Annotated in this window: 16 protein-coding genes and 1 pseudogene; 3 read left to right on the top strand and 14 right to left on the bottom strand. The window is 54.2% G+C overall.

Features of this window, described 5'->3' with window-relative positions; all coding sequences use genetic code 11:
- Nucleotides 1–37: 37 nt before the first annotated feature.
- From FHS19_RS35605 to FHS19_RS01115, 5 genes and pseudogenes are all read right to left on the bottom strand, one after another.
- The gene (locus FHS19_RS35605; protein ID WP_376771828.1) at nt 38–1,462 is read right to left on the bottom strand and encodes an alpha-L-fucosidase; all 1,425 of its coding nucleotides are present in this window, start codon (nt 1,460–1,462) and stop codon (nt 38–40) included.
- A gap of 45 nt (nt 1,463–1,507) precedes the next feature.
- Nucleotides 1,508–3,124: pseudogene (locus FHS19_RS35600) on the bottom strand (ABC transporter substrate-binding protein); the annotation flags it as partial.
- Between the two features lie 88 nt (nt 3,125–3,212).
- Nucleotides 3,213–4,106: a carbohydrate ABC transporter permease gene (locus FHS19_RS01125; RefSeq protein WP_183577461.1), complete on the bottom strand. Its 894-nt coding sequence runs from the start codon at nt 4,104–4,106 to the stop codon at nt 3,213–3,215.
- A 14-nt stretch (nt 4,107–4,120) separates the two neighbouring features.
- Nucleotides 4,121–5,095, bottom strand: a complete 975-nt coding sequence (locus FHS19_RS01120; RefSeq protein WP_183577458.1) for an ABC transporter permease — start codon at nt 5,093–5,095, stop codon at nt 4,121–4,123.
- A 259-nt stretch (nt 5,096–5,354) separates the two neighbouring features.
- Nucleotides 5,355–7,607 (bottom strand): helix-turn-helix domain-containing protein, encoded by a 2,253-nt coding sequence (locus FHS19_RS01115; RefSeq protein ID WP_183577456.1) that lies wholly within the window; start codon nt 7,605–7,607, stop codon nt 5,355–5,357.
- A gap of 277 nt (nt 7,608–7,884) precedes the next feature.
- On the opposite strand from FHS19_RS01115, the gene FHS19_RS01110 reads away from it, so the two are divergent.
- Nucleotides 7,885–8,538, top strand: a complete 654-nt coding sequence (locus FHS19_RS01110) for a cell wall hydrolase (protein WP_246426393.1) — start codon at nt 7,885–7,887, stop codon at nt 8,536–8,538.
- 115 nt (nt 8,539–8,653) lie between these two features.
- On the opposite strand, the gene FHS19_RS01105 is transcribed toward FHS19_RS01110, so the two are convergent.
- From FHS19_RS01105 to FHS19_RS01095, 3 genes are all read right to left on the bottom strand, one after another.
- Entirely contained in the window at nt 8,654–8,905 is a 252-nt protein-coding gene (locus FHS19_RS01105) for an SRPBCC family protein (RefSeq protein ID WP_312887163.1), read from the bottom strand.
- A 302-nt stretch (nt 8,906–9,207) separates the two neighbouring features.
- A complete protein-coding gene (locus FHS19_RS01100) occupies nt 9,208–9,852 on the bottom strand; it encodes an alpha/beta hydrolase (RefSeq protein WP_183577450.1) in 645 nt (214 codons plus the stop codon).
- Nucleotides 9,853–9,906: 54 nt separating this feature from the next.
- Nucleotides 9,907–10,491 (bottom strand): TetR family transcriptional regulator, encoded by a 585-nt coding sequence (locus tag FHS19_RS01095; RefSeq protein ID WP_183577447.1) that lies wholly within the window; start codon nt 10,489–10,491, stop codon nt 9,907–9,909.
- Nucleotides 10,492–10,640: 149 nt separating this feature from the next.
- Between FHS19_RS01095 and FHS19_RS01090 the strand changes: the two genes are divergently transcribed.
- Nucleotides 10,641–11,411, top strand: a complete 771-nt coding sequence (locus FHS19_RS01090; protein ID WP_183577444.1) for an SDR family NAD(P)-dependent oxidoreductase — start codon at nt 10,641–10,643, stop codon at nt 11,409–11,411.
- A gap of 74 nt (nt 11,412–11,485) precedes the next feature.
- Here the strand turns inward: FHS19_RS01090 and FHS19_RS01085 are convergent, their stop codons facing one another.
- From FHS19_RS01085 to FHS19_RS01070, 4 genes are all read right to left on the bottom strand, one after another.
- On the bottom strand, nt 11,486–12,580 hold the full coding sequence (locus FHS19_RS01085; RefSeq protein WP_183577442.1) for a Gfo/Idh/MocA family protein: 1,095 nt from the start codon (nt 12,578–12,580) through the stop codon (nt 11,486–11,488).
- A gap of 40 nt (nt 12,581–12,620) precedes the next feature.
- Complete coding sequence (locus tag FHS19_RS01080; protein WP_183577439.1) at nt 12,621–13,466, bottom strand: sugar phosphate isomerase/epimerase family protein; 846 nt, start codon at nt 13,464–13,466, stop codon at nt 12,621–12,623.
- Nucleotides 13,467–13,489: 23 nt separating this feature from the next.
- The gene (locus FHS19_RS01075; protein ID WP_183577436.1) at nt 13,490–14,848 is read right to left on the bottom strand and encodes an MFS transporter; all 1,359 of its coding nucleotides are present in this window, start codon (nt 14,846–14,848) and stop codon (nt 13,490–13,492) included.
- A 326-nt stretch (nt 14,849–15,174) separates the two neighbouring features.
- Entirely contained in the window at nt 15,175–16,176 is a 1,002-nt protein-coding gene (locus tag FHS19_RS01070) for a LacI family DNA-binding transcriptional regulator (RefSeq protein WP_183577433.1), read from the bottom strand.
- A gap of 257 nt (nt 16,177–16,433) precedes the next feature.
- Between FHS19_RS01070 and FHS19_RS01065 the strand changes: the two genes are divergently transcribed.
- Nucleotides 16,434–17,417, top strand: coding sequence for a bile acid:sodium symporter family protein (locus FHS19_RS01065; protein WP_183577430.1), 984 nt, complete (start codon nt 16,434–16,436; stop codon nt 17,415–17,417).
- A 256-nt stretch (nt 17,418–17,673) separates the two neighbouring features.
- On the opposite strand, the gene FHS19_RS01060 is transcribed toward FHS19_RS01065, so the two are convergent.
- Nucleotides 17,674–17,850, bottom strand: a complete 177-nt coding sequence (locus FHS19_RS01060) for a hypothetical protein (protein WP_183577427.1) — start codon at nt 17,848–17,850, stop codon at nt 17,674–17,676.
- Nucleotides 17,851–17,911: 61 nt separating this feature from the next.
- On the bottom strand, nt 17,912–19,372 hold the full coding sequence (gene katA, locus FHS19_RS01055; protein ID WP_183577424.1) for a catalase KatA: 1,461 nt from the start codon (nt 19,370–19,372) through the stop codon (nt 17,912–17,914).
- Nucleotides 19,373–19,406 lie beyond the last annotated feature (34 nt).

Raw genomic sequence — 19,406 nt, 5'->3', positions numbered from 1 at the left:
ATTGTATAAGATTAAACGAAGCTGTAATTGTTCTGTTCTATGGCTGCAGATAGAGCCGGATGGAGGAAATTTGCGGGTACCAACGGGACTCCAGGATTTGAAGCCGGATATAACGGCTCTTGACGGCGGGAAAACGGCAAATCCGCTTGTGGCCGATAACCGTACCCGTGTAAGCTGATTTCCATGTGTCCCCGTCCAGATATTCGAGCTCAAAGCGCTCGACTCGCTGGCTGTACCGGTATTCCTGCAGCACGACGTGATCAAAGGCGGTCTCCCTTTGCAAATCCAGCGTCAGCGACGCCTGCTCCGTGCCTTCGGGCGGTGCCCAGTACGTGTCCGGCTGTCCGTCAAGGACCTGTTCCGCCTGATGGCCTTCGGCTTGGACGGATGCCTCTACGGCGGCCCCTGACGCCAAGTTGGTGCCAAACGTGCCGCGGATACGGTCCCCCAGCTCCTGCAGGCGCTGGACGTCCCGCTCGTGAATGAGACCGCGCGGGTCCGGCGGAAGGTTGAGCAGGAACGTCGCGTTGCCGCCGACCGATCCATAATATACGTTCATCAGCTCATCCAGCGATTTGACCTTGTCATCTTCAGAGGCATGGTAGAACCAGCCCGGACGGATCGACGTGTTGACCTCCGCCGGATACCAGACCAGCTCCTGCTCGTGCTCGATGACCGCCCGGCTGCCCAAGTCCTCATCCTCCGACCGGTAGCTCCGGGCAAACGCCGGATCGTCCTCCTGCTGCGATTTCGCCTGGATCTTCTCGTTATCCCGCAGCGACGCGGGCACGACGCTCCACTCCGATTCCCTGCAGTGGCCGGCTTCGTTGCCGCACCAGCGGATGTCCGGACCGCAGACCGAAATCGCCGCCTCCGGCTGCAGCTCGCGAATCAGCGCGTAGTAAGCGTCCCAGTCGTACTCCTGGCGCTTGCCGTTCGGCCCTTCGCCGCAGGCGCCGTCGAACCAGACGCAGAACACGTCACCGTAACCGGTCAGCAGCTCCCTCAGCTGATGGGTAAAATATTCATTATACGCCGGCGAATCGCCGTATGTAGGCTCATGCCGGTCCCAGGGCGACAGGTAAATGCCGAAGCGTATGCCTTCTCTCCGGCAGGCCTCCGACACTTCCCGGACCACATCGCCCTGCCCGTCCTTCCACGGGCTGTTCTTGACCGAGTGCTCCGTATACCGGCTCGGCCAGAGGCAGAAACCGTCGTGATGCTTGCAGGTCAGAATCAGCCCCTTCATCCCGGCTGACTTGATCGCCGCCACCCATTGGCCGGCATCCAGCTCCGCCGGGTTAAAGATAGCCGGGTCCTCCTTCCCGTCTCCCCACTCCCGGTCCGTAAATGTATTGACCGTAAAATGAATGAACGCGTAGAATTCCATTTCCTGTACGGCCAGCTGCCGTTCGGTCGGCTGAACCTGTGCGGCGTATCGGATCCTTTCGGTCGTAACCATCATGAAATGCCCTCCATCTTGGTTTTGATTGCAGGTATGAATACCTAGTCCATTGAAGCCGGCGATGTAGCTGTCCCAATCCTTGTCGATGTCTTTGTTTCCCGTCACAAACTGCGCCAGGCTCGATTTCACATAATCGGTCAGCGACTTCTGCATTTGCGCAACCGTCATGGCGTCCGCCGGATCAATGAACGTATCCGCAGGATAGACCACTTCCGGCTTGGCGAAAGGCTCGTATTTTTTGGCGGCCAGCCACAAGCGGTATTCATAGGCACCGTTGCCCAGCGGATCGCTTGGAGCGGCAAAGGATTCGCGGATGGAGTTGAGCATCTGCATTGTGCCGAGCTGCCACCAGAAATTGTCCAGTGTCGTTTCCCCGTTCGCGGATGGAGCTTTCGGAACGACTTCATACTTCGCCGGTTTGCCGTTGTAATCCAGCTTGCCGCTGTCGGCTTTTTTCCAGCCTTCGCCTTCAAAGCCCCAGGAGGTCATGACCGTTCCTTCTTCGGACCAGAGGTAATCCGCCAGCTTGATGGCAGCAACCTGCTCCTCTTTCGTTGCCTTATTCGTGATCACGAACGATCCGTCGCCCGCGCCGATGCTGTAGCCTGTCATCTGGACTCCGTTTGGACCTTTGAGCGGCGGAACGACATCGTAATCCTTATGTCTCGGGTTCGAATCATCTACGCTGAAGGCGCTGCTGAGCAGCGCGTATCCGACGGTGCCCACGGCGGCGTCCGGCTTGTTGGCCAGCTGCTTCACCGCATCGTTGTTCTGCGTAAAAACGGCTTTATCCATCAAGCCCTCTTCAAACAGCTTGCGTAAATACTTCAGTCCTTCTTTCCATTCAGGCTGCGCCGGCGAGTAGATGACCTGGCCATCCTTGACGCTTAAATAATCCGAGGTGTTGTCATAGATAAAGGCGTTCAGCAGGAACGAATCAACTCCGCCTCCCCACACACCGTCGGACGAGGTCGTGAACGGAATTTCGTCGGCTTTGCCGTTGCCGTTCGGGTCTTTCTCCTTAAAGGCCTTCAGAACGTTGTAAAACTCATCGGTCGTCGTCGGCATCGACAGGCCCAGCTTCTCCAGCCAGGAGGTATTGATCCACATCCGCTGCCCATAGGTGCAGTGCAGACATTCGTTCAGCTTCGGCAGCGCGTAAATTTTGCCGTCCGGGGCGACCATGCCCTGCTTCAGGTAAGACACGTCCTCCATCGCCTTTTTAATGTTGGGAGCATATTGATCGATCAGATCGTTCAGCGGGATGAAGGCTCCCTGCTGGCCGTATTTGATCTGATCCGCCTTGGATATGCCCGCGTTCATAATGACGGCCGGGTAGTCGCCGCTCGCCAGAAGCAGCAGCTTCTTGTCGCTGAAGCCGGCGTCCGGCACCGTGCTCCAGTTGAACTTGATGCCGAGCTTGTCCTCGATGTACTTGGAGAACTTGTTGACGTCCATGTTTTCGATCCCCGCCTGCTGCGGTGCGAATACTGACAGCTCCACCGGTTTACTGGGATCCGAGGCAGCGGCCCCTGCGTCATTCTGCTCCTGCTTGGAGCCTCCGCATGCAGACAGCAGTAGGGATAATACCAATAACACGCTTAAGCCAATAAATGCCCGTTTTTTCAAAGAAATTCCTCCTTTGCTTGAATGGCTCATATCCATGCCCCCTTACCAATGACCACTTCAAAACATCCTGCAGCGTTAACCCAGTCACACCCCCCTTACGTAATTCCGTCCACCACCTTCATCCCTTCAGCGATCCGATCATGACTCCTTTAACAAAATGCTTCTGGACAAAAGGATAAATGATCAGCACCGGCGCACTGGAGACGACGATAAGCGAATATTTCAGCAAATCCTTCAGCCCCTGCTGCACGAGCAGGCTGTTCACATTGGTCATCATGTCGGAATTTTCCGAGCTCAGGATGAGAATGTTCCGCAGGAAGATTTGCAGAGGGAACATGCTGTTGTCTTTCAGGTAAATGAGTGCATTGAAGTAGGCATTCCAGTGCCCGATGGCATACATCAGGAACAATACCGCAAGGATCGGCTTGGATAACGGCAGTACGACCTGCAGAAAAAATCTCATGTCGCTGCATCCGTCCATCTCGGCGGCTTCGGCCAGCTCGTCGGGAAGCGACTGGAAGAACGTTCTGGCGATGATGACCTGAAATACGGCCAGTGCGCCGGGGATGATCATGGCCCATCTCGTATTGACCATGCCCAGGGATTTGACGAGCAGATAGTTCGGAATCAGCCCGCCGTCGAAAAACATCGTAAACACGATCAGCACCATAATCAGCCCGCGGCCGTAAAACGTTTTGCGCGCCAGCGGATAGGCCAGCATCACGGTGAACGACACGTTAATGAGCGTACCCACGACCGAATAAAAGAGCGAATTGCCGAACCCGATCAAAATATCGGAATTTTGGAATACCGCCTTGTAGCCGACCAGGCTGAAATTGACGGGCCAGAGCCATACCTTCCCGGACGTCACCGCCGCCGGCGAGCTGAAGGATGCGCTCAGCACATGCAGCAAAGGAAATAAAATGACGATCAGTACCAGCGATAAAAACAGGTAGACGATGCCCAAAAACAGCCGGTCCGCTACCGCCTCGCGTATTTTCGTTGAGTGCATGCTTTTCGCACCTCCTACCATAAACTGTTGGACGAGATCTTTTTGGCGATGAAATTGACAAGGATCAGCAGCACAAAGTTAATGACCGAGTTGAACAGACCGATTGCGGCCGAGAAGCTGAAGTTGGCACCCAGCAAGCCGATCTTATAGACGTAAGTCGAAATGACCTCCGACGTGTTCAGGTTCAGCGGATTTTGCATTAAGTAGATCTTCTCGAAGCCCAGCCCCATGATCTGTCCCAGGTTCAGAATCAGCATGATGACGATGACCGGAACGAGGCTGGGAAGGTCGATATGGACAATTTTTTGAAACCGGGAAGCTCCGTCCACCTTGGCGGCCTCATATAAATCGGGATTGACCCCGGACAGCGCCGCTATATAGATGATGGCCCCGTAGCCAGTAAACTGCCATACATCCGAAAGGACGTATATCGTTTTGAAGTATCCCGCCTGGCCCATAAAATCGATCGGCTCCATCCCGAGCGACCTGAAGATGTTGCTCAAGAGCCCGACGTTCGGCGATAAGTTGACGATCAGGATCGATACGATGACGACCGTTGATATGAAGTAAGGCGCATAGGTAATCATTTGGACCGATTTCTTGAACAAGCCGTTGCGAATTTCGTTCAGCGCCAGCGCCAGGATGATCGGCGCGGGAAATCCGATGGCCATGCCGTACAGCGAAATTTCGAGCGTGTTCTTAAAGTACTGCCAGAAGAACGGGGTATCGAACAGCTGCTTGAAGTACTTCAGCCCGGCCCACGGGCTGCCGAGGATGCCCTGTACGACGTTGTACTCCTTAAATGCGATGATGACGCCGAACATGGGCACGTACTTGAAAATGACGATATAAAGCAGAGGGAGAAAGACGAGCACATAAAACTGCCAGTGCTTCCTTATTTTCCGGCCGGCCTGTGACCCCGCCCTCTTCCGTCGGGCGGCCAATCCGGGGGGATGCGGCGAAGCCGCCTTGCTGCGAGTTGCTTCCATACCTGCCGACTCTCCTTTGCGCTTGAGTTGCCTTCATGTTATCGGCACGGCACGGATGCGTTCAATATACAACTTTCGCCCGGTCAACTTATTTCCGCGTCCCTGCTGAATCGGCGGTCCAATAGGAAAAGATTGGCGGGGTAAACCTTTTTCTCCGTACAACTTTTTTCTTTGCGGCCTCGTCCATACCCAAAAAAATCCCGCAGGGATCTGTCCCGGCGGGATACGGCACCTTGAGAAATCGGCGCAAACAGCCTTGTCAGAGAGCGGCGGAGTCCCGCTCTGTCCGGGTGATGTGATCACGGTATTCCCCCGGAGACAGGCCTACGATTTTTTTAAACATACGGCCAAACGAAATGACATTCAAATATCCGACTTCTTCTGCGATTTCCTGAACGGCATGATCCGTATTCTCCAGCAGCATCCGGGCGCGGCTGACCCTAAGCTCGATTAAATAATCCACAAACTTCTGCCCGGTTTCCTCCTTGAACAATTTACTGAGCGTTTTGGACGGGAGGTCGAACCGGTCGCTGAGGAAGTCGAGCGACAAATCCGGATTGGCAAATTCCCGCTCCATCGTTTCGCGGACCTTGCGGATCGTATCCGAATGATTCCGGGTAACCTGAATCTGCAGCAACTGTTCATAACACCATTCCAGCGTCTGCTTGAAGCTCTCTTCCACCTGCTCGAAAGTATCGGACGCATGCAGCGCCTGCTGGAGAGGACGGTGTCCGGCTTCCTCCCACAGCTCCTGATATTCCTTCGTCATTTTGCCCATTTCCCGCCCGATGGAATAGATCAAATAATCCGCCAGGCTGACGATATGGTCGCGGCTCAGCAGATGCTGCCCGATGCCTTGAATCAATTGGTCGTACTTGTCCATCCAGTCCGGCTTGCCAATCCGGTACGATTGGGCGATGGAGTGGACCAGCTGAAAAAAATCGAACATGGCTACCTGATCCTCTTTGGCCAGCGAGTCATAGAAAATGATCCGATTGCTGCCAAGAACCATTTTATATTTCAGGGCCTGCTGGGCATGGGTGTAAGATTCCGGAATCTCGGCCGGGCACCGGGCTACCGCTCCCGCACCGATCGTTACAGTGAGCTTCAAATGCTCCTGCACCCATTTTCTTGCATGATCCAGCATATCCGTGACCCGGCCCTGGGGATCGTCCACCTCCTCGATTTGCACCAGCACCCCCAGCCCATCCCCCGAAATCCACTCCGTCCACACGATGCCTCCGTGCTCCTGGGCGGTTTCCTGGATGACGCTCTTCAGGGCGAACTTCATCAAGTACTGGTCCTCTTGAGTAAACTGGCTGCAGAACGAAGCAAATTTGTCGATCTCCACGACACACACGACCTGCGGCATGTCGAGATCGTTGAGCTGCATCATGTCCCGCAGCATCTCCCATTCTTCAGATTTCGGAAGATGCTGCCCTTCGACCAGCTGCTGGAACAAATACGCCTTCTTGACATGCAGATCCTCGCGGAACTGGCGCTGATAGGTGTTGGACTGCTCCAGCATCTGGTTAATGGCGGACTGCAAAAAAGTAAACTCGTCCTGGCCGCTGCCCTGCATCAGGGCCGCCGCCTTCGTCTGGGATAACTTTTGCACCTGGGTGACGATTCTTTCGATCGGCTTGTAATTTTTCCGAGCGGCATAAACGATCCACAGGCCGCCCGCAGCGATCATGACGATACCGAGGATGAACCAGACGTTATAGAGCTGGCTGGCCACGTCCACCCATTTTCCGTTTATCAGTCCGCTTTGGTAATCCCACCCGGTCACGGGCGAAATGGCGCTCGACACGATGCTGCGCTCCTGCTCCGATTTACCGTTCGGCAGCACGTCTGCCCCGGACTTGTCGATGATATGGATGTAGCTGACATCCCGGCTGTACATGCTTTCGATCAACTGGCTCAGCCCATCCGCCGTTACGTTCACGACCAGAAATCCCTGTCCGGTCTTCAGGAAAGGCGCCTTCAGCGCAAGGCTCACGACCCGTTTCGGCCCTTTGATGCTGAACTCCTCGAATGAGCGGACACCGCTCCAGCCCTCATCCTTCCTGGCCTGCTCGATGTACGGCTTGATAAAAGGCTCATCCGGATAGTCTTCCAGGCTGGAGCTGGTCGCATTGCTCAGGACAAATCCGTCGCTGGACCGGACGAGATAAATGGAATCCACCAAGGGATAGGAGTTTCTGAAATTATTCATAAACTTGACGATCCGGATGTTCAGGTAATAGTCGTTTTCGGTTCCGCTTTTATAAAAAGTCGACAAATCCGGATTATTTAGCAGTTCCGTCATCAGCATCTGCTCGATCGTTTTCAGGGAGGAATCAATGGAGCTCATTGCCTGCAGCATCAGCGTCTCATTGGCTTTTACGGCTTCCTTGCGGCTCTGATCCCCCAGCATTTGAAAGAAGACGAAAAAAATAAACGAAATGACGATTAAAAAGGCCGGCATATATGAAAAAAGCTGGCGGTAAAACCAATTCCGTTTCCCCATCCGTTCTTGCACTCCCTTATGTAAGGCTCCTAATGCTCCGTCTGCCGCCCAAGTAAAACGCTTTCAATTTTGTTCAATTATAGCATCCCGCGGCTTCGAATTCATTAGTTCCAAATGCGTAACGTGTAAAAAACGAACCCATACCATCATTTTAGCGTCGGCGGTTTTTCCAAAATTTCGCTTAGAGCCGCAAGGTTTTACCACATATTTTCCAGTTTATGGCTTTGCCTTGCCCGTCCTCCTCCCGTTATAATGCCTCGTGAAGGAGATGATTTCGATGACAACCAAAAAATGGGCAGTTACCTCGATCCTCGTCGTCCTCTTAGTCATTCAAAGCTTCGCGTGGAAGGCTGATCATGCCGAAGCGGCTCCCGTCCTTAAATTAGGGAGCGAGGATCCCAAAGTTTCTGATTTACAGTACCGGCTGCAGGTGCTCGGTCTCTATGGCGGTACGCTTGACGGAAAATTCGGCCCCGGCACGGAGGCCAGCGTCAAGGAATTCCAGAGGGAGTACGGCGCCGTTGCGGATGGCACGGTCGGTCCCGCTACGTGGAGACAGCTCCGGAAGTACACCTTAAGCAAAAACGATATGGAGATCATGGCTAAAATCATTTACGCTGAAGCCCGCGGCGAGTCCTATAAAGGACAGGTAGCCGTCGGTGCCGTCATCATGAACCGGATTCAGTCGGACGAGTTCCCGGACACCATTCAAGGCGTCGTTTTTCAGAAGAACGCATTCACCGCCGTCAGCGACGGCCAGTACGGCATGAAGCCGAACCGGACCGCCTACCGTGCCGCCATCGACGCCGTGCGCGGATGGGATCCGACCCATAACTCGCTCTACTACTATAATCCGAAAACGGCAACGAATAAGTGGATTTGGACGCGAGCCCGTACCGTAAATATCGGACGTCATGTATTTGCCATTTGATTTCAACGTACATAGGCCCAAGGGATCATGCCCTTGGGCCTTTTTTCATTACGGCAGCAACATTCGGTATGCCCATGCTTTTGACTGTCACATCCTGCTCCTTTCGGACGATGCTTTAACCCGCGGAACCGGACTTTATTTCCTCTAGCAGTTGGCCAAACCGGTCGAAATTCTCCTCGTTGCCGTTAATGCACATTTGTTTGATCTGCTCAAACTGCTTCTCCTTTTTGAACGTCTGGCGAAAAGTAACTTTAGTCGCCCGGCCATCTGGTCCGTGCATGGTAAATTTCCAGGCTCCGCCCGGCGTGATGTCGATTTCATGAAACGTATTTGTGAACCCGTGTGGCCCCCACCAGCGGGCCAGCAGATCAGGGGTCGTCTAGGCTTAATACACAAGATGCCGCGGTGCGTCGAACTCCCGTGTGGAAATAATTTCATTTTTTCCGATCGTCATGCCAATGACCTCCATACGGGTAAAATGATTTAGGCGCCTATTTGTACCGGTAGGCCCATTATAAAAGGTGACGCCGCGTCGGGTACAAGCATTTATTGCGATACTTCTATTTTCCTAATTATGGCATCCTCTGCCATAGGACCCATATATGAGCTCATCGTCCTGGTCCTCCGCCGGCTAAGGGAAAACCGGTCCGTGAACCAGCACCACCCCGGTTAAAATGCTTCTACTTCCTTCATCACCTGTTTTAACACATCCATCGATGCAAAGAGATCGGTTTCGTATTCCAGGCCGTGATTCACGCCGGGGATCAAGCGCAGCAGCAAATTCGGATTTTCCCGGAGCTGCTGAAATCTCTCCTCGATATAACAGCTGTCGTTGTCGCCGATGAAGCATAGGCTTCGCTGCTTGCTGTGCATCATCGCGTTCCAGACGAACTCTCTGCCCAGCAAAGGCGTGAACCAGATAACCTTGGCCTTCCGGAACAGATCGCGCTGCACCTCAAACCCAAGCGCAATCGTTCCTATGGACTTGCCGATCAGAACATAGTCATCATAAGATGCGGTCTGCAGTACACGGTCGATCACGGTGCCGACATCGGTGCGGATCGCTTCGGCGATCTCATCAAAGCTGAACTCCCGGTAGAACGGATCGTTATACTGATAGTTCACCTGCAGCACATCGTAATTTTGGTTCAGATAAATACCCATAGAGTAGAACAACAGCGGCGCCTGTGCGGTGTACCCCTGTCCCGGAAAAATGATAGCCAAGCCGCTGGAGTTGGTTTCTCCTTTAGACAATAACGTATAGGATATGTTCCTGCCTTTGTAGCCCTGGACGCAGTCTCCCTCGATCTTCATCCAAAAACCTCCCTTGGGGACTAATAAAATGAAGTTTCCCTTTTTTACCCTTGATCAGCGATTTTCCTTAGGTGCAGGTTCACCCGCCAGCCGTCCGACCGCCCTCATAATCGCTTCCCGCAGCTCATCGGTTTTGCCGGCACTGGCTGGATCGATCGATGGACCAAACGGGTTGGTCGGCATCCAGGCCGTGGCCAGAACCATGATGCTGGTCAAAAGAAACGCCGGGGAAAAATCCGTTCCGATGTGCCCGGTCTCCTGTGCTTTCGCCAGCTCCGCAATCTTGCGGTTGTGGGCTTCTTTCCGCTGATCCAGTTGCTCCGTCTTCTGCTCCAGCGCAAACCATGTCATCAGGCGCATCAGTTCGGGATTGGCCATCATAAAGTCAAAAACCCGCGCGGCATACCCCGGAAGATCTTCCGGAGTAAAGTCAAATGCCTCGTACACTCTCGTCAAATGCATTTCCAGCACGGTCGAGAAAAGCTGCTCTTTATTTTCAAAATAAATATAGATCATGTTCTTGTTGCACTTCGCCATTTTGGCGATCCGGTCCACCCGGGCGCCGGCAATTCCGTAGGCGGAGAACTCGGCCATGGCCGCCTCCAGTATTTTCTCTTTCGTAGCTTCGGCGTTACGCATAGTGGTTCCTCCCGTGTTTTTGCATAGGATTTACTATATCACGATTTTTAAGCCATTGACAAACCGGTTAGTTAGTAATATATTATGAACTAACCAGTTAGTTAGTATACTTGATGGCTGGCAAAATTCATGGAAAGAAGGTCATCTTGATGACATTACAATCCTCTGATCGAAAAATAGCTCTCGTGACCGGCGGAAGCCGCGGCCTGGGCCGGAATACGATTCTCCATCTTGCCAAACGCGGCGTTGATTCGATCTTTACCTATCACACCAATGAAGCCGAAGCGCAGCAAGTCGTCCAGTCCGTCCGGGATCTGGGGCAAGAGGCTGTTGCCCTGCAGCTGAACACGGCAGACGCCTCTACCTTTGACGGCTTCGCCCAGAACGTCCGCCAAGTCTTGGCGGAGCTTGGGGCGAAGCGGTTCGATTACCTGGTTAACAATGCCGGAACCTCGCATCACAACTCCATCGAGCAGACAACCGAAGAAGAGCTGGACCAGCTGTACAACGTCCACTTCAAAGGCGTCTTTTTCCTGACGCAAAAGCTGCTCCCCCTCATCAATGATGGCGGGCGCATCGTCAACATCTCCTCGGGGCTGACGCGCATGAGCATCCCGGGAAGTGCCGCTTATGCCTCGATGAAGGGCGCGGTCGAGGTGCTTACCCGGTACCTGGCCAAGGAGCTGGGCGAGCGCCGCATCGCCGTCAATACGGTGGCACCCGGAGCGATCGCGACCGACTTCAGCGGCGGCATGGTGCGCGACAACGCCGAGCTGAATCAGCAGATCGCCGGCATGACGGCGCTTGGACGCGCCGGACTTCCGGATGACATCGGGCCGATGATTGCTGCCCTCCTCTCCGAAGACAACCGCTGGGTGAACGCGCAGCGGATCGAAGTTTCCGGTGGCATGTTAATCTGACGTCCCTGCCCCAAACGAAGAACTGCCTGTCCACATCGCGGGGGACAGGCAGTTCTCTTCATATATAAAGGTGATTACAACATGATCGCATTGCCGGTTTCCGACGATTTGTAGATGGCCTCGAGAATCTGCGTCACCACAAGCGCCTGCTCCGGCTTAACCAGCGGCTCCCGATCTTCCAGAATGGCGTCAATCCATTGCTTCGCCTCCAGTTCGCCGGCGTTCAGCGATTCCCCTTCGTAAAAGGCGACGCCGCCCCCCACAGAAGTGCTCGTTTCGACCAGCTGCCCATACCGCGAATGGTTAAACGTCACCGTGCCCTTGTTATCCCAGGCGTCGCCGAACATTTCGGCCCCGCCTTCGGTACCGCACAGGGTGACCTGTGCTTCTTTCGCGTTGATCATGTTCAGCGCCCACGAAGCTTCCAGTGTAATCGTCGCTCCATTTTCCATCTTAATGAAGCCGAAGGCCGAATCCTCCACCTTGAACGCTTCCGGATTCCATGGGCCGAACATGTTTCCGTCCATCTTATCCTTCAGCTTATGGAACGCGGATCCGACGACGAGCTTCGGCTTATAGTTGTCCATGGTCCACAGGGCCAGATCCAAGGCATGCGTGCCGATGTCGATCAGCGGGCCGCCGCCCTGCTTTTCGATATCCATAAACACGCCCCATGTCGGAACGCCGCGTCTGCGGATCGCATGCGCCTTCGCAAAATAAACCTCGCCAAGATCCCCTTGTTCACATGCCGCATACAGCGCTCTCGAATCCGCACGGAACCGGTTCTGGTAGCCGATCGTCAGCTTTTTGCCCGTGCGCTTCGCCGCATCCAGCATTTGCTGCGCCTCAGCGGTGTTCATTGCCATCGGTTTTTCGCACATGACGTGCTTGCCGGCTTCCAGCGCGGCGACCGTAATGACGGCATGCGTGCTGTTCGGGGTAAGCACATGCACCACGTCGATCGACGGATCCTTGAGCAGCTCCTTGTAATTCGTATATACCTTGGCTTCTTCCGTTCCATACTCCTTGGCCGCAAGCTCCGCGCGATCCAGCTCGATGTCGCAAAACGCCGTCATTTCCGCCTTGTGCCGCTGCTTGGCCAACGCGGGCAAATGCTTGCCCTTGGCGATCCCGCCGCATCCGATAATGCCGATTTTCAGAGTAGTCATCTTGTTCCCTCCCGGTTGGTTGTCTATCCGAAGTTCTGCCTTACTGCGCCAGCAGCCGCTGGATGTTGTCGAAGCTTTCCTTCACGCTGGCCAGCTCGCCTTTGACGGTCTGATCCTGTTCCACGATGATGTATTGAACCGTTCCGAGCTCTTCCGCTTTTTTCAGAATCGACGGAATGTCCATGACGCCTGCGCCGATCTCGGTGAAATCCTCCTGGTTAGCAGCTGAGAACACCACTTCATCGGTAAGATGCCCTGAAACCTTCTCCAGCAGATTCACCGGATTGGCCGACGGGGCCAGATCCTTCTGGTGAAGAAGCCCGATCCGGCTGCCGTACTTGTCCATAAAAGCGATGGGATCCACGCCGCCGCGCAGCGCCCAGAACGTGTCGAATTCAATCTGAACCAGCTCCGGATCAGTATGCTCCAGCAGAATGTCCATAATGGTCTGGCCGTCAAACTCCTGAAACTCATGAAAATGGTTATGGAAGTAAAACTGGATGCCGGCTTCTTTGGACTTGCGCCCGGACGCGTTGAGCCATTTGGCCAATTCCACCGCATCCTCCCGGCCACGGAAAAAGGCGCATGGCATAACGATGCCCTTACTTCCGATCTCCGCGTTATAGTGGATGACCGCATCCAGATCCAGATTCGGATGATAGGCCACATGGCTCGTGACGACCTGCAGGCCCAGCTTGTCCATCATGGCCTTCAGCTCCGCCGCCGTGTAGTCAACCTCAAACGTGCCGTCTTCCCGGATGTTGTGAAACGCGAACTCGATGTTTTTGTATCCGATATCCGCTATGCTTTGCAGCGTCCCCGCGAAATCTTGGGCTAGCGCTTCCCGTACCGAAAACAGCTGCAAACCAACTGGAATTTGAATCATGTGAAATCACTCCTCTATAGAATTTAGGCTTCAGCCGACGACGTGCGCAGGTCCAAATCCTGAACAATCTGCTTATGCTCCTTGTCCAGCTTATACAGCACCAGACAACCGATTTGCAGAATGGTGAGAAGGATCGGTCCCAAGTAGAACAGAATGCGGATCATATCGGTCGCCTGCGAAGTAACCGCATCGGGATCATAACCGGCGAACCCAAGCGCATAAGCGACAACGGAGCCGCCGACGGCGATACCGAACTTGGTGGCGAAGCTGTAGGCCGAATACAGCATGCCTTCGGACCGGTGGCCGAACTTCCATTCATGGTAATCCACCGTATCGGCGAGCATGGAGAAGTTGGCCGGACTGTTGATGCCGATACCAATGTTGGCGATAAAGAAAATGGCGAGATACAGAAAAGGCGGGCTGCTTTCCAGGAAAAACAATATACCGTACAGCAGCACGGCGACGGTCAAGGCCACGATGCTCCCGTTCCGCTTCCCGAGTCTTCGAAGTACAAACGGGGCGAGCGCGCCTCCGGCAAAGTTGGCTACATTCGCCAGCGTTAAGTACAGCGGAATCATTTCAGGCTGGCCCAGAACGTACTGTACGAAAAACACCAGCACGCCGAATACGACGCCGATCCGCAGAAACATGAAGAGGGAGTTCAGGGCGATCATCACCCAAGGCTGATTGCCCAACATATGCTTAGCCGATGTGAGCGTGCTAAACTCTTTGGTTTTCTCGGCGCTCTCCGAGAACCGTTCCTTACACTTGAGAAACACCACATAAAACATCACGACGGCGACGACCGTGAAAATGCCCATCGTAATCGGGAACCCCAAGCGGTCGTTCCCGCCGCCGATCCATTTCACCAGCGGGTTGGTGAGCGCCGATACCGCGATAGCCCCGATGGCCATCCCCATGATCCGGAAGCTGCTTAGCTGGTTTTTCTCCTCCGGATCCTTGGTCATCATCGGCATCAGTGCGCCGTAAGGAAGGTTGACGCCGGAATACAGTATCCCAAGAATCAGGTAGGTCAAGTAGGCGTAGATCAGTTTCCCGCCTTCCGACCAATCCGGCGTTATGAACGTTAAGACGCTGAAGATGGCGAACGGGATCGTCAAAAAGAGAATGAACGGCCGCGCCTTGCCGAACCGGCTGCTGGTCTTGTCGATCATGACCCCGATCACCGGGTCGATTACCGCGTCAAGAATTCTTGTAATCAGAAACAAGGTGCCGATGGCCGTGGCGGCCAGGCCGTATACATTCGTGTAAAAATAGAGCAGATAGCTTGTCGTCATCCCCCAGACGAAGTTGGACGCCAAGTCTCCAAAGCCATAACTGATTTTTTCGCTTAAGGGAAGCTTTCCCGCCGCTTGAGCCATGTCACATCACCACTTTTTGTGTTTTACAATGCGGTTTCTCGGTTTCCTATCCTGATGAACATGCTTGCTTTCTTTCCCCGGGTGAATCCGGAAAGTCACCTTTCAATCGGCAAAATGTAATGCGTTACATTTTAAGGTATGAAAAAGAGATGTTGGCCTTACTGGTTGGTTTTGCTAAGCGTTACCTTTGATTCGCGCGAATCCGGATTAGAAATGTAACGCATTACATTTCAGCGGTTTTAAAAAAACGGCTGCTTGGTAACCGTTTCTTTAAGCGCTATTGTAAGCAATTTCCGCAAGGAGCGCAAGCCCCCATTTTTCACCTGTCAGCGGAATCGCCTTCCCGTCGACTCCCGAATGACGATTTCATGCGGCAGCAGGATCGTCTTGTTGTCGCCCGCTTCTCCGCGCATACTTTGGAGGAGCGCTTCCATGGCGGCTCGGCCGAGATCATACTTGGGCTGGCGTACCGTCGTGATGGGCGGCCGGCTCATCAGCGATTCCACCGTATCGTCAAATCCGACGACGGCGACGTCACCCGGCACCGATTTGCCCAGCGATATCGCACCATTGACGCAGCCGATGGCTGTAGCGTCGCTGGAGCAGAAAATGGCGGTCGGATATTCCGCGGCTTGAAGCCATTCGACGGCAAGATCGTACCCGTTCTGGTATTCGTAGTCGCTCTCTCTGATCCACTCCGGGCGCACCGCGATCCCCGCCGATTCCAGCGCTCGCCGGTACCCCTGCTCCCTGGCGGCGGAAGAACTCTTGGCGCTCCCCCCTTTAACCATGGCAATTCGCCGGTGACCCAGGGACAAAAGGTGAGCTACCGCATCATAGGCTGCCTGCTCATTGTCGACCGAAACGCTGTAAGCGTTCTGCACCTGCTCATATTCCGAACACTGTACAATGCTATAATCTTTGGCCAGCTGATTCAGCTCCTCCGCGCTCAAGGTGGAAGCCACGACGATGACGCCGTCGACGATTTTTTTCTTGAGCATCTGCAGCAGCTCTTCTTCCTTATCGTGGTCACCCTCGGAGGCGCAGACCAGCACCTGATATCCGTTCTTCTGAGCTACATCCTGTATGCCCTTATATACGTCCGCCATGATTGGAAAGACGAGGCTCGGAGTCAGCACCATAATCCGACGCGTCTCCGCTCTTCTTAATTCCCTGCCGAGGGAATTGGGCTCATAATCCAGTGCTTTGATCGTTTCCAGCACTTTCTTGCGCGTCGATTCCTTGACGAGGGGGCTGTTGTTCAGCACCCGGGACACGGTCGCAACGGACACGCCGGCCGTCTTGGCCACGAACTGTATGGGTCTCATATAATAGGCCGCTCCTTTACTCCGTACAAATGGGTTTATCTTTTATTTTATCATAGATTTCATGGCCATTTCCAATCACATGGCTGGCCGAAGCTCCATATTTTCATAGAGAACGCTGTCCGCGGGATGCCCTTTATCAGTTGGCCTGATGCCGAAATTAAACAGCTCGCCAGTGCCCACCTGGCAGATTCAGCCTTTTTCAATACTGCCATGCCATGTATAATGTATAAATACGAAAACATAAGGACGGACTGCTTATGCTGCAATCGCTGAATGCCCGACTCAACCGAATCATGCCTTTGATTACGCCGGCCAGCATCGTGATCGGCGTCTTATGCGGAGGATTGCTGTCTTCGTATACGTTCATGTCTCCCTGGCTTTTTGCTTTTATGACATTTGCCGGAAGCATCAGCTTAAGCTTCAAGGATTTTCTCAGTGTCATGAAAAGGCCGCTGCCGCTCTTCGCCTGCCTGCTGGTTTTGCATGTGATCATGCCGCTGGTCGCCCTCGGTACGGGCAAAGTTCTATTCCCGCTCGATGCTTATACGATCACCGGGCTAGTGCTTGCCGCCGTCATCCCTACGGGGGTCAGCAGCTTCGTATGGGTAAGCCTGTACCGGGGCCATATTGCGCTGACGTTATCCATCATCCTGGTCGACACGCTGATCGCGCCTTTCGCCGTTCCCGGCATTCTGTCGCTGCTGATCGGAACGAGCGTTCATATGGACATCCTGCCGATGATCAGCAGCCTGTTCGGCATGATCGTGGTCCCTTCCCTGCTCGGCATGGCCTTAAACGAATGGAGCAAAGGCGCCATCGTTCCGGTCTGGGGACCGCGCCTCAACCCGTTCTCCAAACTGGCCATGGCGCTGGTCATCATGATCAACGGCTCCGTGGTCGCTCCGTACCTGTCCGATATCAGCCCCCGGCTGGTCGGCATGGCCGCGGTCATCGTCTTTTTGGCCGCAGCCGGCTACCTTCTGAGCTTCGCGATCTCCGCCCTGATGGGCTGGAGCGAGCCGGAGCAGGTCGCCCTCGTCTTCAACGGCGGGATGCGCAACATCAGCGCGGGCGCCGTCCTAGCTGTCGCCTATTTTCCCGCGCCGGTCGCCGTTCCTGTCGTTCTGGGCATGGTTTTCCAGCAGATGATGGCGTCTCTGGTCGGACTCTTGCTCGGCCGCCGCACGCAGCTGCGAATCCGGCGGGAGGAATCGGGTAAAACGCAAACTCGCGCCCTGTAAGCATCCTGTAGGAGAAGCACAACGATCCTGTGCAGTCATTCGACTGTACAGGATTTTTTTCGTTTTGAGGGCGTTACCGCAACCCGGGACAACGAGCGCAACAGATGACTATTCGTTGCAGAGCCACCCGCTCACGGCATCAAACAACAGATCAGAGCAACCAGGGACTATCGACGGAAATCCCCGCCCCCCTTTATGATTCAGGAAGAATTGAAAACGCTTTACGGGGCGGCCTATGCAAATAAAAAGCTCACCCTTAATGATCTGGGTGAGCTTCTAATGAAAGTTGATTAAGCGTTACTAGAACTTGATTTTGGTTTTGATTTTGCTCCCGCAGCCGCAAATGATCGTATGCTTCAAATTTTTGATCGGCTGGTGGCACATGGGGCATACACTTGGCTGAAGCATCATGCCGGATCACCCTTCCTTTCATTTGTTCGCACGCCTCGATCCATGCGGCTGCCGCTCTTGTGGGCAAAACCGCTGCTGCCGCTTTACGCTTGGACGGTTAAGCCCAAACCTTCGGCTACACGCGTTCCGTATTCCGGATCCGCTTTGTAGAAATGGGAGATCTGGCGCTGCTTAATTTCATCCAGCTCTACCGGCTTCATCGCTTCCACGATGGTCCGGACGAGCCGGGTCTTCTCTTCTTCGCTCATCAAGCGGTACAGGTCCCCGGCTTGCGTATAGTGATCGTCGTGATCATACGCCGTTTGTGCCGCAGAACCGTAAACCTCGAACGGAGTAATCCGGGCATGCGGATCTTCCTTCGGTCCGTTGTAGCTGTTAGGTTCGTAATAGACCGATCCGCCGCCGTTCGTGCCCGGATTCATGAATCCGTCGCGCTGATAGTTGTTGACCGGCACCTTCGGTCGGTTAATCGGCAGATGGTTGTGGTTCGCCCCTACGCGGTAACGATGCGCATCCGCATAAGCGAACAGGCGGCCCTGCAGCATTTTGTCCGGAGACGGTTCAACGCCGGGAACCAGGTTGCCTGGAGAGAACGTGGCCTGCTCCACTTCGGCGAAATAGTTTTCCGGGTTCCGGTCGAGCACCATTTTCCCAACCTCGATTAACGGATAATCCTTCTGGGACCACGTCTTCGTCACGTCGAACGGATCGAACCGGTACGTATTTGCTTCTTCCAGCGGCATGATCTGGACATACAGCGTCCAGGATGGATAGTCCCCTGCGTCTATCGCCTGCTGCAGGTCCTGAGTATGGTAGTCGGGATTATCACCTGCCAGTTTTGCCGCCAGGTCCGGATCCAGGTTCTTCACGCCTTGATCTGTTTTAAAATGGTACTTGATCCACACGGCTTCCCCCTGCTCGTTGACCCATTTGAACGTGTGGCTGCCGAAACCGTGCATATGACGAAGCGTCGCCGGAATGCCGCGGTCTCCCATCAGGTAAGTTACTTGGTGCAGCGATTCAGGAGATAAAGACCAAAAATCCCATACGGCGTTCGGATTTTTCAGATGCGTTCTCGGATCGCGCTTTTGAGTATGGATAAAGTCCGGGAATTTGATCGCGTCACGAATGAAAAAGATCGGCGTATTGTTGCCGACGATATCGTAATTGCCTTCCTCGGTGTAGAACTTCACGGCAAATCCGCGCGGGTCGCGGACGGTGTCTGCGGAGCCCAGTTCCCCCGCAACGGTCGAGAACCGGATAAAGAGATCTGTCCGCTTGCCCTTGTCATGGAACAGCTTCGCTTTGGTATATTTAGACATGTCGTTGGTCACTTTGAAATAACCGTGCGCTCCGGCACCTTTCGCATGAACGACGCGCTCCGGCACTCTCTCGCGATTAAAGTGGGCTAATTTCTCCAGCAGGTGAACATCTTGAATCAGGGTAGGACCGCGATGTCCGGCCGTGATGGAATTTTGGTTGTCCCCAACCGGGGCTCCCCAGCTCGTTGTCAATTTATTGGAATCGGATTGATTTGTACTCATTAGCTCTCCACCTTTTTCGTAAAATGATAATCAA

Origin of the sequence: Paenibacillus rhizosphaerae (assembly GCF_014192015.1) — a bacterium.
In the GTDB taxonomy this organism is placed as follows: Bacteria; Bacillota; Bacilli; order Paenibacillales; family Paenibacillaceae; genus Paenibacillus_AQ; species Paenibacillus_AQ rhizosphaerae.
This window is presented reverse-complemented; position numbering and strand designations above follow the sequence as displayed.